This window comes from Rhizobium leguminosarum bv. viciae USDA 2370 (genome assembly GCF_002008365.1).
In the GTDB taxonomy this organism is placed as follows: domain Bacteria; phylum Pseudomonadota; class Alphaproteobacteria; order Rhizobiales; family Rhizobiaceae; genus Rhizobium; species Rhizobium leguminosarum.
Window position 1 is genome coordinate 208837 of record NZ_MRDL01000007.1, and the last position, 13485, is coordinate 222321.

General features: G+C 61.8%; 15 protein-coding genes. 3 read left to right on the plus strand and 12 right to left on the minus strand.

What is annotated here, in order from left to right; all coding sequences use genetic code 11:
- Positions 1 to 56: 56 nt before the first annotated feature.
- Positions 57 to 662, minus strand: a complete 606-nt coding sequence (locus tag BS629_RS03905; RefSeq protein ID WP_018245102.1) for a YqgE/AlgH family protein — start codon at positions 660 to 662, stop codon at positions 57 to 59.
- A gap of 141 nt (positions 663 to 803) precedes the next feature.
- Between BS629_RS03905 and BS629_RS03910 the strand changes: the two genes are divergently transcribed.
- Together BS629_RS03910 and BS629_RS03915 are read left to right on the plus strand one after the other, a co-directional pair.
- On the plus strand, positions 804 to 1655 hold the full coding sequence (locus tag BS629_RS03910) for a protein-disulfide reductase DsbD domain-containing protein (protein WP_026188643.1): 852 nt from the start codon (positions 804 to 806) through the stop codon (positions 1653 to 1655).
- 96 nt (positions 1656 to 1751) lie between these two features.
- Positions 1752 to 2237: a peroxiredoxin gene (locus BS629_RS03915; RefSeq protein WP_003557102.1), complete on the plus strand. Its 486-nt coding sequence runs from the start codon at positions 1752 to 1754 to the stop codon at positions 2235 to 2237.
- Between the two features lie 160 nt (positions 2238 to 2397).
- Here BS629_RS03915 and pcaD read toward each other — a convergent pair whose 3' ends face one another.
- The 9 genes from pcaD to BS629_RS03960 all read right to left on the minus strand — a co-directional run bounded on the left by pcaD (position 2398) and on the right by BS629_RS03960 (position 11016).
- On the minus strand, positions 2398 to 3186 hold the full coding sequence (gene pcaD, locus BS629_RS03920; RefSeq protein ID WP_018245104.1) for a 3-oxoadipate enol-lactonase: 789 nt from the start codon (positions 3184 to 3186) through the stop codon (positions 2398 to 2400).
- A 197-nt stretch (positions 3187 to 3383) separates the two neighbouring features.
- A complete protein-coding gene (locus BS629_RS03925) occupies positions 3384 to 4718 on the minus strand; it encodes an MFS transporter (protein ID WP_018245105.1) in 1335 nt (444 codons plus the stop codon).
- 39 nt (positions 4719 to 4757) lie between these two features.
- The gene (benD, locus tag BS629_RS03930) at positions 4758 to 5546 is read right to left on the minus strand and encodes a benzoate diol dehydrogenase BenD (RefSeq protein WP_018245106.1); all 789 of its coding nucleotides are present in this window, start codon (positions 5544 to 5546) and stop codon (positions 4758 to 4760) included.
- A complete protein-coding gene (gene benC, locus BS629_RS03935) occupies positions 5543 to 6571 on the minus strand; it encodes a benzoate 1,2-dioxygenase electron transfer component BenC (protein WP_018245107.1) in 1029 nt (342 codons plus the stop codon). Before benC ends, benD begins: the two co-directional genes overlap by 4 nt.
- Positions 6572 to 6612: 41 nt before the next feature.
- On the minus strand, positions 6613 to 7101 hold the full coding sequence (benB, locus tag BS629_RS03940; protein WP_018245108.1) for a benzoate 1,2-dioxygenase small subunit: 489 nt from the start codon (positions 7099 to 7101) through the stop codon (positions 6613 to 6615).
- On the minus strand, positions 7098 to 8456 hold the full coding sequence (locus BS629_RS03945) for a Rieske 2Fe-2S domain-containing protein (RefSeq protein WP_018245109.1): 1359 nt from the start codon (positions 8454 to 8456) through the stop codon (positions 7098 to 7100). Before BS629_RS03945 ends, benB begins: the two co-directional genes overlap by 4 nt.
- 106 nt (positions 8457 to 8562) lie before the next feature.
- Entirely contained in the window at positions 8563 to 9501 is a 939-nt protein-coding gene (catA, locus tag BS629_RS03950; RefSeq protein ID WP_018245110.1) for a catechol 1,2-dioxygenase, read from the minus strand.
- A 64-nt stretch (positions 9502 to 9565) separates the two neighbouring features.
- Positions 9566 to 9856 (minus strand): muconolactone Delta-isomerase, encoded by a 291-nt coding sequence (gene catC, locus BS629_RS03955; protein ID WP_018245111.1) that lies wholly within the window; start codon positions 9854 to 9856, stop codon positions 9566 to 9568.
- A gap of 11 nt (positions 9857 to 9867) precedes the next feature.
- Positions 9868 to 11016 (minus strand): muconate/chloromuconate family cycloisomerase, encoded by a 1149-nt coding sequence (locus tag BS629_RS03960; RefSeq protein WP_018245112.1) that lies wholly within the window; start codon positions 11014 to 11016, stop codon positions 9868 to 9870.
- 98 nt (positions 11017 to 11114) lie between these two features.
- Here BS629_RS03960 and BS629_RS03965 point away from each other — a divergent pair, with 98 nt between their 5' ends.
- Complete coding sequence (locus tag BS629_RS03965; protein WP_018245113.1) at positions 11115 to 12053, plus strand: LysR family transcriptional regulator; 939 nt, start codon at positions 11115 to 11117, stop codon at positions 12051 to 12053.
- A 19-nt stretch (positions 12054 to 12072) separates the two neighbouring features.
- Here the strand turns inward: BS629_RS03965 and BS629_RS39105 are convergent, their stop codons facing one another.
- Both BS629_RS39105 and BS629_RS03970 read right to left on the minus strand, forming a co-directional pair.
- A complete protein-coding gene (locus BS629_RS39105) occupies positions 12073 to 12234 on the minus strand; it encodes a hypothetical protein (RefSeq protein ID WP_018245114.1) in 162 nt (53 codons plus the stop codon).
- 24 nt (positions 12235 to 12258) lie between these two features.
- The gene (locus BS629_RS03970; protein WP_018245115.1) at positions 12259 to 13395 is read right to left on the minus strand and encodes an NADH-dependent flavin oxidoreductase; all 1137 of its coding nucleotides are present in this window, start codon (positions 13393 to 13395) and stop codon (positions 12259 to 12261) included.
- Between the last annotated feature and the right edge of the window lie 90 nt (positions 13396 to 13485).

Below are 13485 nucleotides of genomic sequence, written 5' to 3' on the forward strand. Positions count from 1 at the left end.
GCCGAAATGAAACGTCACTCTTGGCTATTCGTTCCCGCTGCCGTCAGGCCAGCCTTTCAGGCATGGCCGGCTTCGGCCGACAGCATCGCAGCGGTCACGCCCATGCCGGCGAGCGCCCGCTCGTATTTGTCGTCGAGGCTGCGGTCGAAGATCAGTTCCTCATTGGCCGGGCAGGTGAGCCAGCCATTGTTGACGACCTCGCTTTCGAGCTGGCCGGCCGACCAGGAGGAATAGCCGAGCAGCATCGTCGCCCGCGTCGGCCCATTGCCCTTGGAGATGGCGCGCACGATATCGAGCGTCGCTGTCAGGCAGATGTCGTCGCTGACGGGAATGCTGGAGTCGCTGGAATAATCGTCCGAATGCAGCACGAAACCACGGCCGCTTTCCACCGGGCCGCCGGTCTGGATCGGAAAGTCGCGCGCCCGCTTCGGCAGCACGATCGAATCTTCCTGCTTGATCATGTCGAGATGCAGCAGCACATCGGTGAAGGTGAGGCTCTGTGGCCGGTTGATGACGAAGCCCATGGCCCCGGCATCCGAATGCGCGCAGATGTAGATGACGGTGCGCGCAAAATTGCGGTCTTCCATGCCCGGCATGGCGATGAGGAACTGGCCATCGAAGAAGCCACGTTCCCGTCTGTTCTTCAGCGTCAATAAGGACATCGTTCCTCCTGCTGCTAGACCGCACCAAGGCCTCGACAAAAGAAACATGGGCCAATGTCACACATCAATCAACTGAAAATGAAGATTTATATCGCCGCGGCTTCTGGCGGCGAAACAGCACATTCGGTAAACCTTTGTTCCATGATGATTATTTCCTCAGGCCCGCGCAGGCTTTTAATCGCGGTTGTGTCGGTGGTCGCAGCCCTTGTGCCGTTTTATTCCGCCCATGCGGAAATGAGCGCCTGGGCGGACAACGAGGGCGGCCGCATGCGCCTCGTGGCGCTCGCGCCCGATGCCGGCGGCAAAATCCGCGCCGCCCTTCAGATCGAGCCGAAACCCGGCTGGATCACCTATTGGAAAGAGCCCGGCGGCAATGGCATTCCGCCCCAGATCACCATCGCGGCGGGCAGTGGCGTCACGCTCGATGCCATCGCCTATCCCGTTCCGAAGCATTTTTTCAACGGCACGGTCGAGGATATCGCCTATGACACGCCGGTGACGCTGCCGCTGTCACTGACGGCGGCCGGCAAAGGCCCGGTTACGATCGACGCTGCCGCCTTCATCGGTATCTGCAAGGATATCTGCATTCCCTTCCAGGCGAATTTTCAACTGAAGCTTGGCCCCGCCATCCAGTCGCACCCGCAAGAGGAGGCGATCCTTCAGGCCGCCGATGCGAAGCTGCCGAAGCCGCCGTCGCAGGATTTCGGCGTGACGGCGCATGCGATCTCGCCCGATAGGAAGACGCTGTCTTTGACACTCGCTCTGCCGGGCGGAGGGTTGGGCGAGGGCAAGGGCGCCCCGGATATCATCGTCACCGGCCCGAGCGGCCACGCCTTCACCAAGCAGATCGGCGGCAAGCGCGACGGCGCCACTTTCAAGGTCGACGTCGCTATCGGCAAACTGCCTGAGAATTACGACATATCCGGCAAGCGCTGGGGCGTACTGGTCATCGACGGCGAAAGGGCGATGGAGACCACTCTTGCCTTTCAATGACCGGGTCTTATAGTCGCCGCAGATCCCCTGCGGCGCCTGCCGCCAAGCAGAACCCCCAAAGCCGGAAACCCCCAAGCCAGAACCAAGGAGAAGACCATGACCATCGCGATCGGCGACAAGCTTCCTGCCGCCACCTTCAAGGAAAAGACGGCTGACGGCCCGGTTGAAATCACCACCGATCAGCTCTTCGCCGGCAAACGCGTCGTGCTCTTTGCCGTGCCGGGCGCCTTTACGCCCACCTGCTCGCTGAACCACCTGCCGGGTTATCTCGAAAACCGCGACACCATCCTTGGCAAGGGCGTCGACGATATCGCCGTTGTATCAGTCAACGACTGGCACGTGATGGGCGCCTGGGCGCAATCATCCGGCGGCATGGGCAAGATCCACTTCCTCGCCGATTGGGATGCCGGCTTCACCAAGGCCGTCGGCCTCGACGCCGACCTCTCCGCCGGCGGCCTCGGCCTGCGCTCCAAGCGCTATTCGATGCTGGTGGAAGACGGCGTGGTGAAGGCCCTCAACGTCGAGGAAAGCCCCGGCCAGGCAACGGTCTCGGGTGCTGCCGCGATGCTGGAACAGCTCTGAGCGTTCATCGCTGACGTTATGAAGGGGCGGCCGTTCGGTCGCCCCTTTTCAGTTGTGTCGGTGCTCAACGATGGGCCAGGTTATGCCAGGGCGTGCAAAACGGTCTTAGAACCGACCGGCGCGCAAAAATCGACATGCTTCCCTTCGCCTTTCCGAACTATCAATCGTCGAGAAACTCGCTCAGTGCAGCATTGAACGCCGATGCCGACTCCAGGTTGACGATATGCCGCCCAGGCAAGGACAGATGACGGCCCTGCCGCACACGAACGGCGATGCACTCCAAATCGGACGGCGGACAGACCGGGTCTTCTTCACCGGAGACGGCAAGCAAGGGGTTGGCGATCCGTGCGATGTCTACCTGCAAATCGGTGTTGGCCAGCGCCGCGCAGCAGCCGATATAGCCATCAACCGTTGTCGCGGTGAAACGGTCGAGAATGTCGCGCACCATGCCGGGTTGGCTGGCGTTGAACGCCGGGCTGAACCAGCGTTCTGCGGCGGCAGCGGTGAGCCCGCCAAGGCCGTATTCCCGCACGGCCGCCATGCGCGCGCCCCAGCTTTCGGCGGTGCCGATCTTGGCGGACGTCGCACACAAAAGAATTTTGTCCAGACGTTGTCCGGCATGAATGCCCAGCCACTGTCCGGTCAGGCCGCCGATCGACAGACCGCAGAAATGCGTCCGCTCTATCTCCAGCGCATCGAGCAGCGCAAGGACATCATTGCCGAGGTCTGACAGCGCATAGGGCGGCGGCGGTGCCGACGACAGGCCGTGGCCGCAGCGGTCATAACGCAGCACGCGGTAATGCTGGGACAATGCGGCCGCCTGCGCATCCCACATGTGCAGGTCGGTTCCGAGCGAATTGCAGAACATGAGCCACGGTTTGCCGGCCGCACTCCTGTCGCCGTCGATGCGATAGTGCAGGCGGTGGCTTGCGAGATCGAGATAGGGCATGGCTTGAGGACTCTCGGTTTTTGAAAATGGCTGGAGGCAATGTCCCGACGATCCGGCCGAACCCTCCTATCCCGATGACGAAGGTCGCCGCAGTCGCGACGCGAAGGCACCGACGGCCACATCGGGATGGCCGTCGGCGGAAGCATGACGCTGACCTGCGAGTGTGTTCTGTCCGCCCGCCGTCAACGTACCGACCCTCATGCTGCGGCGAGCAGAACGGCGTCGACGCGGCGGGCGTTGCTGATCGCGAAGACCAGCATGGCGAGCGCCGAGACGGCCGCGGGGATCGCGAAGATCAGGAAGTTCTGCTGCAGCGGCAGCTGTTGGGCCAGAAGCACACCGCCGAGGGTCGGACCGACAATGGCGCCGATACGGCCCACACCGGAAGCCCAGCCCAGCCCCGTCGACCGGACGGAGAGGTTATAGAGCTGCGCGACGCTCGCATAGAGCAGGATCTGCGTGCCGATGGTGGTGGCGCCGGCGATGAAGATCGTCAGGAACAGCAGCCCAGCCGGCAGGTTGAAACCAATCAGCGCGATCGACAGGGCGGCAGCCACGAAGAAGCCGACGACAACCTTCGGCAGGCCGAACCGGTCGCCCAGCCAACCGCCGGCGATGGCCCCGACCATGCCGCCAAAATTGAGCGAGAACAGGCTCACGAGGCTGGCTCTTTCGGCATAGCCGGCTTCCTGCAGCACTTTCGGCAGCCACGACGACAGCAGATAAACAAGCAGCAGGCAGCAGAAGAACGCCACCCAGAGCATCAGCGTGCGCAACGTGCGCTGGTGGCGGAACAGTTCGGCGACCGATGCGGACGCACCCTTGGTTTCAGTGAAGACCAGCATGTCGTCGTTGCCAAGGCGGGCAGACGGATCGATCTTCGCATAGATCCGTCTGGCTTTCTCCTGTTGCCCCTGGCGGATCAGAAAGCCAAGGGATTCGGGCAACTTCCAGAGCACCAGCGGCAGCATCAGCAACGGCAGGGCGGCGATGAAGAACATGGGCTTCCAGCCATATTGCGGGATCATGCCGATGCCGAGCCCGGCGGCAACCATGCCGCCGACCGAGTAGCCGGAGAACATCAGCGCGACGATGGTGCTGCGGAGGCGCTTGGGGGCATATTCGTTCATAAGCGCCACCGCGTTGGGCATCAGTCCGCCGCAGCCGAGACCGGCAATGAAGCGAAAGACTTTGAACTGGTCGGGCGAACTGGCGAAACCGGTCAGAAGGGTGGAAGCAGTGAACAGCACGAAGCTGATCGCAATGCCCTTCTTGCGCCCGATCCTGTCGGCCAGGGAGCCAAAAGCCAGGGCGCCGAACATCATCCCGAACAGCGCCCAGGCCTGCAGCGCGCCGGCCTGCGGTTTGGTCAGGCCCCATTCCGCAATCAGCGTCGGCAGCACGGTGCCGGCGACGAAGACGTCATAACCGTCGACGATCAGCAGCAGCGCGCAGAGCGCCACCACCGACCACTGAAACCTTCCGAATGGATTGTTGTCTATCGCTTCATTCACATCGATAGTGCGCATCATGGCTCCTCCCTGAGTTTCTACGCAGTCAGTATTGAGATGTCAGCCGGTATCGCCGCCGGCCACCGGCAGCACGCTGCCGGTGATGTAGGACGCTTCATCCGAGGCGAGGAACAGGATTGGCGCTGCCTGTTCCTCGATGGTCCCGTACCGCTTCATGAAACTGGATTGTTTCACCTGGCCGACGACGTCGGTCATCCAGGCCTTCTCGGCGTCCGTATCGCCCGCGACATTGCGCGGAATCCGACGCGGCGGCGCTTCCGTGCCGCCTGGTGCGGTGGCGACCACGCGGATGTTGCGCTCCGCCAGTTCCATGGCAAGCGACTGGGTGATGGCGTTCACGCCGCCCTTGGCTGCCGAATAAGGCACACGATGGATGCCGCGCGTTGCATTCGAGGATACGTTGACGATGGTGCCGCCGCCGCGCGCGAACAGATGCGGCAGGACGGCGTGGCAGCAATAGAGTGTCGGCATCAGCGAGCGGCGGATCTCCGCGTCGATCTGCTGCGATCCGAATTCCGCAAAGGGGCGCATCCGGATGGCGCCGCCGACATTGTTGATCAGGATGTCGATGCCACCGAAGCGTTGCTCGGCGAAGCGCATCGCCGAAGCCGCGCCTTCATAGGTCTCCAGATCGGCATTGAAGGCGGCGGTTTCGGCGTCTCTGGCTTCGGCTGCAATCTCCGTCACGAAATCGGCGCGGTCGACGAACAGCACCTTGCCACCCTCTGCCGCGGCGCGGATGGCCACGGCGCGGCCGATGCCCTGCGCGGCGCCGGTGACGACCAGCACCTTGCCGTCAAACCGACCGGCGAAGCGCGGCGCGCTCATGCAGCCTCCTTCGCCGCCGCATTGGGCGTGAACTTTTCGTATTGGAAGCTGTTGGGCTTCACGCCGTTGTCGTCGAAATGCTTGCGCACCGCATCGACCATTGGCGGGGGGCCGCAGAGATAGACGTCGACATCGCCGCCATGAAGCAGCTCGGCCGGCATATGTTGCGTAACCCATCCCTTACGCGGATGGCTCGAGGCCTCCTCGGCCACCACCGTGGTGAAGCTGAAGTTGGGCAGGCGCGTGGCATAGGCCGCGAACTCGTCGACGAGAACCAGATCGAGATCGCGCGTCACGCCATAGATCAGATGGATTTTCTGTTCCGATCCAGCGCGGGCAAGAACCTCCAGCATCGAGAGGAACGGTGCAAGGCCGGTGCCTCCGGCTAAAAACAAAAGCGGCCTGCGCACATCCCGCAGATAAAAGCTGCCGAGCGGGCCAGTCAGATTGAGCCTGTCGCCGGCCTGTGCGTCGGCGAGCCAGCCGCTCATCAACCCACCCGGGATCTTCTTGATCAGGAAGCCGATGCGTTGCTCGCCGGGCGCCGTGCTGAACGAATAGGAACGGCTCTGGCCGCTGGCCGGCACATCGATGTTGACATACTGGCCGGGCAGGAACGAGGGAGACGCCCCAGTGTCCACGTCCAGTTCCAATACGATCGCCGCATCGTTGTGCGGCGTCACCTTCGCCACAGTGGCGGCGAATTTCTGCTGCCCGGTTTTGCAGGCCGTCGATGTCGTCGGCACAGCGATGACGCAGTCCGACGTCGGCTTCATCTGGCAGGTCAGCACGAGGCCGCGCTCCGCCTCGTCGGCCGTCAGCGCATCATCGATATAGTCGTCGCCGAGATCGTAGAAGCCGCTTTCGGCGCGACATTTGCAGGTCCCGCACACGCCGTCGGAGCAATCCATCGGCAGGTTGATCTTGTTGCGGAAGGCGGCATCGAGAACCTTCTCGCCGTCCTTGCATTCGACGAACCGGGTGACCCCGTCCTCGAAGTTCAATGCGATCCTGTAGCTGGCCATGGAGCCCTCCTCATCAATCCCCTGCCGGCCGGCGACGCCTGTCAAACGTGATAGACGTCAATAACCTGGCGGATGTAGTCGTTCTTCAACACGATCTTCTTGCGCGCGATCAGCAGTGCGTCGTCGTCCTTGCGCAGCGTGGCGAACATGGTGCCGAAGAAGTGGTCGGTTACCTTGTAGCGGTGGTTCAACGTGTGGAAGTTGTAGCGCACGTCGACTTCGTCGCCCCGATGCGCCAGCACTTCGACATTGGTGACATTGTGGCTCGTGCGCGGTTCCGGCGTGGAAGCGCCGGAGCGCTCGGTCTTGATGCGGAATACCCGGTCTTCCAGGCCGTCGCGGTTCGGATAATAGATCAGCGAAATCTGCGACTGCGGGTCTTCGGTAATCCGGTCGTCGTCATCCCAGGCCGGCATCCAGTAGGTCACGTCGGGTGCATAGCAGGTCAGCCATTCGTCCCACTCGCGATCGTCCAGGAGCCGCGCTTCCCGATAGAAGAACGCGCAGATGGCGTCATAGGAAATGCTCATGCGACAACTCCGTTCTTTTCAGCGGACAGCGCCTGGCGCATCACCTTGGCCCAGTATTCGTGCTGGCGGACGAACAGGCCTTCGTCCTCGCTGCGCTCGCCGGACAGCAGCGGCTCGATGCCCATCTGCTTGGCGTTTTCGTCCGGACCATCGATCCACAGCGGCGCGCCCCGCGACAGGTCGTTCCAGAGCGCCGCGGTGCCGGCATAGCCGGCCTGGCAGGCGCGGAATTCCTCCAGGTCGTCAGCAGTGCCCATGCCGGACACGTTGAAGAAATCCTCATATTGGCGGATACGGAGCTGGCGATCAGCCTCGCTTTCGCCCTTCGGCGCAAAGCAGAAGATGTTGATTTCGGTCTTGTCGACACTGATCGGGCGGGTCACGCGGATCTGCGTGCTGAACTGGTCCATCAGGAATACATTCGGGTAAAGGCAGAGGTTGCGGGTCTGGTTGACGATGAAATTCGCCTTCTCGGCACCGACGCGCGCCGCGATCTCGTCTCGCTGGTCGTAGACCGGACGCACCTCGGGGTTCATGGTGTTGGTCCACAGCAGGATGTGACCGTTCTCGAAACCATAGACACCCGCGACGGAACGGCTCCAGCTGTTGGCGTCGACCGCCTTCGTGCCCTCTTCCTTGCGCCGCCCCATCGTCGCGGCATAGTTCCAGTGGACGGAGCTGACGTGATAACCGTCGCAGCCGTTTTCCATCTGCAGCTTCCAGTTTCCGTCGTAGATGTAGGACGAATTGCCCCGCAGCACTTCAAGCCCGTTCGGCGCCTGGTCGACGATCTGGTCGATGATAACCTTCGTCTCGCCGAGATAGTCCTCGAGCGTCGCGACCGCATCATTCAGGCTGCCGAACAGAAAGCCTCGATAGTTCTCGAACCGGGGAACGCGCTTGAGGTCGTGCGAACCGTTCTGCGCGAACTGAGGCGGATACTGGGTGGTTTTCTCGTCCTTGACCTTGAGCAGCTTGCCGGTGTTGGAAAAGGTCCAGCCGTGGAAGGGGCAGGTGAAGCTGCCCTTGTTGCCGTGCTTGCGGCGGCACAGCATCGCGCCGCGGTGGGCGCAGGCGTTGATGACCGCGTGCAGTTCGCCGTTCTTGTCGCGGGTGATGACGACCGGCTGCCGGCCGATATAGGTCGTGTAATAATCGTTGTTCTCTGGGATTTGACTCTCATGGGCCAGATAAACCCAGTTGCCTTCGAAGATATGCTTTATCTCCAGCTCGAAGAGGTCTTCGTCGGTGAAGATGTCCCGGCGGCAACGGAATAGACCGGCTTCCTTGTCGTCCTGCACGGCAGTGGCGAGCAGATGATCGAGTTCTCTTGCTTTGTCGATGATCGCAGACATGGCTTCTCTCCCGCAAAGTGCGCGGTAACCGGCGCAACCCTTGCAACAGTGTCGATGGTGACGATGATATGCGGGCTGGCGGCCATTCAGCCGCCGCCCTTGCCGTTTACGCGGCGGCGCGTTTGCGCTGTTCGTTGATCTGGTTGTCGATGCCATCGACCAGAGCGGTCAGATGGATGTCGAACGTGATCTCGGCGAACGGGCCGCTCAGACCATTGGCCTTGATGCTGGCTTCGTCGCTGCGCTCGATCACGGCCGGAACCAGGCCGTCTCGCGTCGCATAGGCAAAATCGTCATTGACCAGCGGATCGCCTTCAATGTTGATCTGGGTCGTCAGCTTGCGATGGCCGTCGGCGCTGATGAAGAGGTGGATATGCGCCGGGCGCTGGCCATGGCGGCCGAGGGCGGAAAGCAACTGTTCCGTCGGGCTGCCCGGTGGCACGCCATATCCGTGCGGCACGATGCTCTGGAATTTGTAACAGCCCTTTTCGTCAGTCACGATCGTGCGGCGCATGTTGAACGGCGCCTGCTTGCCGGTCGGGTCGAAGTGCGAATAGAACCCGCGGGTGTCACAATGCCAGACTTCGACAGTCGCACCCGGCTGCGGCTTGCCGTCAGAACCATAGACGGTGCCGTGCATGATCAGTGTGTGACCATTGGCGTCGGTGCCGTCATCGAGACGGGCAAAGCCATGACTGACCGGTGCGCCGGCCACATAGAGCGGCCCCTCGATCGTGCGCGGCGTCGGGTTTTCGATGCCGAGCGCCTCATCGATCGCGTCGAGGCGTTCGTCGAGGAAATGATCGAGACCGAGACCGGGCGAGATCAGGCCGGCCTGGCCGGCGGCGCCGATCTCATTGAGCCAGGCAATGCCGGTCCAGTATTCGTCGGGGGTGATGTCGAGATCATCGATCGCCTTGAACAGGTCGGACATGATCCGATGGACGATGAGTTTGACGCGCGGATTGCCGCCGTCCTTGTCGAGGCCGCTCAGGACGCTCAGAAAATCCTGAATGTCGGGCCTGCCGAAAATCTTCACGCTCATTTTTTCCTCCTCTTGCATTGTTCAGAAAGTCGATGCGGCTCCCGTTCCCGCGCCGAACACGGCGCTAGGTATCGTCCTCGCGGATCGCCGAGGGATGCCGCAGCAGCGGCGTTACTTCGATGTCCATGAACTTGAACAATGGCAGCCCCGACAGGATCTCGTGCAACTCCGTATTGTCCTTCACGTCGAAGATGCTGTAGTTCGCGTATTCACCGGCGATGCGCCAGATATGCCGCCATTTGCGGCTGCGCTGCAGTTCGTGCGAATAGGCCTTTTCCCGAGCGATGATCTCCGCCGCCTCCGCCGAGGGGAGATCATGGGGAATATTCACATCCATCCTCACATGGAAAAGCATGGTCGCCTCCCTTATCCGGCAATGCTGATCGTCTTGCGCATCCTGCCTCGAACAAAGAACGCCACACGATCCTCGTCCAGTTCGATCCCCAGTCCCGGTCCCTGGGGAACGGTCAGTTCGAAATCGCTGTAATCCAAGGGCGTGGCGAGGATCTCTTCCGTCAGCAGCAGCGGACCAAAGAACTCCGTGCCCCATTGCAGATCCTTCACGCCGGCCATCAACTGCGCGGCAGCGATCGTGCCGATCGGCCCTTCGAGCATAGTGCCGCCATAGACACCGATGCCGGCCGTCTCGGCGATGGCGATGACCTTGGCGGCGGCGAACAGGCCGCCCGCCTGCTCGATCTTGATCGAGAATACGTCGGCTGCGTGCGCCGTCACCGCTTCGAGGGCGCTTTCGGGACCGACAAGCACTTCATCGGCCATCATCGCGATCGGTGACACTCGCGTCAGCCGGGCAAGCGGCGCGACGCCGCACACCGGCTGCTCCACCAATACGCAACCCGCATCGCCGAGTGCCGCAATCGCATTGCGCGCCTCGCGCTCCCGCCATGCCATGTTCACGTCGACACGAACCGAGGCCATGTCCGGCAGCGCCTTGCGTATGGCAGCCACGTGGCGGATATCCTCCTTGATCGACTTGACGCCGATCTTCAGTTTGAAGTCCTTGTGGCGACGTCGGTCGAGCAGCGCCTGCGCCTCATCGATGTCCTTTGCGGTATCTCCGGATGCGAGCGTCCAGGCAACCGGCAGTTTCTCACGACGTCGGCCGCCGAGCAGTTCCGACATCGGCACGCCGAGCCGGCGGGCCTGGCCATCCAGCAACGCGGATTCGACGGCGCATTTGGCAAAGTGATTGCCCTTTACCGCCTTCCGGACGAGATCCATCGTCGCCTGTACGCGCGTCGGATCGCAGCCGAGGAGCAGGGGCGCGATATATTCGTCGATGGTGAGTTTCATGCCTTCCGGGCTCTCCGGTCCGTAGGCAAGTCCGCCAATGGTCGTGCCTTCACCGAGGCCTTCGATCCCATCGGAGCAGCGAACGCGCACGATCGTCATGCTCTGGCGGTTCATGGTGACCATCGAGAGCGTGTGCGGCCGGATGGTCGGCAGATCGAGTATAGTAGCCTCGATGGAAACGATCCGAATTTCCGCACGCACTGCGCTTCCTCCCTTTATTTGCAGGAAGGTTAGCCCTCGTTTAAGGTAAGGTCCAAGACCATATTAGTCGAAATCTATACCTAGGAGGTATAATAGGAATGGAGCTGCGCCAACTCCGCTACTTCGTGGCGGTCGCCACCGAGCGCAATTTCTCGCGCGCGGCGGAAATTCTCCACATCGCGCAGCCACCGCTCAGCCGGCAAATCCAGCAGCTGGAGGAGGAACTGGGCGTCAACCTGATCGACAGGTCCAAGCGGCCGTTGAGCTTGACGGAGGCGGGACGGTTCTTCTTCGATCAGGCCTCGCAGATCATGGCCCGGCTCGAGCATATCCGTGATCAGACCCAGAGAATAGGAAAGGCCCAGCGCGAACGGTTCGTCATCGGCTGCGTCGGCTCCACCCTCTATGGAGGTATGCCGGACCTCGTCAGGCGCATGCGGCAGCGCTGGCCTGATCTCGATATCGAGATCCGGGAAATGATGTCGACGGAACAGGTGACGGCGCTCAAGGAGCGACGCATCGATCTGGGTTTCGGCCGGGTGCGCTTCAACGACAGGGAAGTCGAACGGCTGACGCTCCGAGAGGAGCGGCTTGTCGTCGCCTTCCCGAAGAGCCATGCCAAATCCACCGCCAAGGAGCCCATAGGGCTTTGCGAGCTGGAGGGGGAATCCCTGATCATCTATCCCTCGACGCCCCGGCCAAGCTTTGCGGACGAGACGCTGAACCTGCTCGGCGAGATCAACGTCAATCCCGGGCATGTCGAGGAGGTTCGCGAAATCCAGACGGCGCTGGGCATGGTCGCAGCCGGCGCCGGCCTGTGCATCATTCCCGCGGCCTCGCAGCGCCAGCGACCGGACGATGTCTGCTATCGCATGATTGCCGACGAGAGGGCGACCTCACCCATCATCATGAGCTACCGGCGCAACGAAGCCGGCGGCCGGATCGAATTGATAAAGCAGATTATCCGCGAAATGTATGCCGACAATCCCCCCTGGCTCCAGCTCTCCAATGTCCGTCTGGACGCGCTCGAGAGTTGAGGCAGGCCTGCGCTTCGGCCTACTGCCATCCACTCACTTCCGGGTGCAGCACTTCGACCCCCAGGGAGGCGCGCCCGACTGGCATGCCGGACCGAACGATCTGTTGGCAGAAGGCGGCAAACAGTTCCTTGACGCCGTTATGAGGCGCGTCATTTGCCAGCCAGCGTGCGATATCTTCCATCCTCTCCGGCCTCGCTTCGCAAGGTTAAGTTCGGATTTCGAACCAGCCCGCCGTGGCACGAATAATGTTCCAGAGTTTGACTGGAAGCGTGATCTCCGAAACCGTGAGTGGGCTGAGCGCAATGTCGATTTCATGACTTCTTTGGTTCTGGGCGAGTTCAACCCATTCCGGATTCATCACCAGCCCCTGGCCGACGGCGACGAGCGACAGGCCAAATTCGAGGGCCTTTTCGGCCTCATCGGGTTTTCTGATTTGGCCGGCGGCGACGACGGGTATGCGGCCCTCGACGTGCTCGGCAATGAGCTCAGCGATGGAACGGCCGCCGGCATCGTGGATAGGTTTGGCATGAAGCACGCTCGAGAGCGACACGTGCATGTAGTCCACACCGGCCACGACGAGGCGATCAATCAGTTCGCAGGTGTCACCGAGCCGAAGGCCGCCTTCATCAGATTCCTCAGGCGAGATCCGGTAGCCCAACAAGAAGGGCCGCTTCGCGTGCGTATCGACGATCCGCTTGACCTCTTGAGCGACGGCGAGCGGAAAGCGCATGCGGTTCTCCAGCGAACCGCCCCATTCGTCCTCTCGCTGGTTAGATAGCGGTGAGAAGAAATTCTGAATCAGGAACCCGTGCGCCCCATGCAACTCGATGCCGTCGAAGCCTGCCTCGATTGCGCGGCGTGTGGCCTCGCCGAAAGCAGCCACGACAGCCAGGATTTCATCGTGAGTCAGCGCGCGCGCTGTCATGTTGCCATTGTTGAACGCACCCGCAGCAGCCTTGACGGCGCTCGCGCTGACGATCTCGCCCCCTGGAACCAGTTCGGGCACGGCTTTGTTGCCGGCATGGAAGATCTGGAGGATCGCCGGCGCGCCGCCACTCTTGGCCGCCCCTGCCAGGCGGCGCAGGCTCGGCGTGAAGCTATCGTCGCAAGAGGCAAACTCGCCCGTGAAGCCGACGCCGTTCGGCATGACGTGGGTGCAACCGGTAATCACCAGGCCGACGTCCTTTGCTCTGCGACGGTAATACGCGACCTCTTCGTCAGAGACCGTTCCGTCCTCATTGCCCGACCATGTCGTCATGGGGGCCATGACAATCCGGTTGCGAAGGGTGATCCCCTTGGCGAAAGCGAACGCGTCGAAGAGTTTCGGTTGTGTCTTGCTCATGATCTCGTCGTCCTCGCGCTGCTCTATGAGCCAATAAATAATGGAGGACAGGCATTCCGATTAGCCGCTATAATCTGCATGAACTTAGAA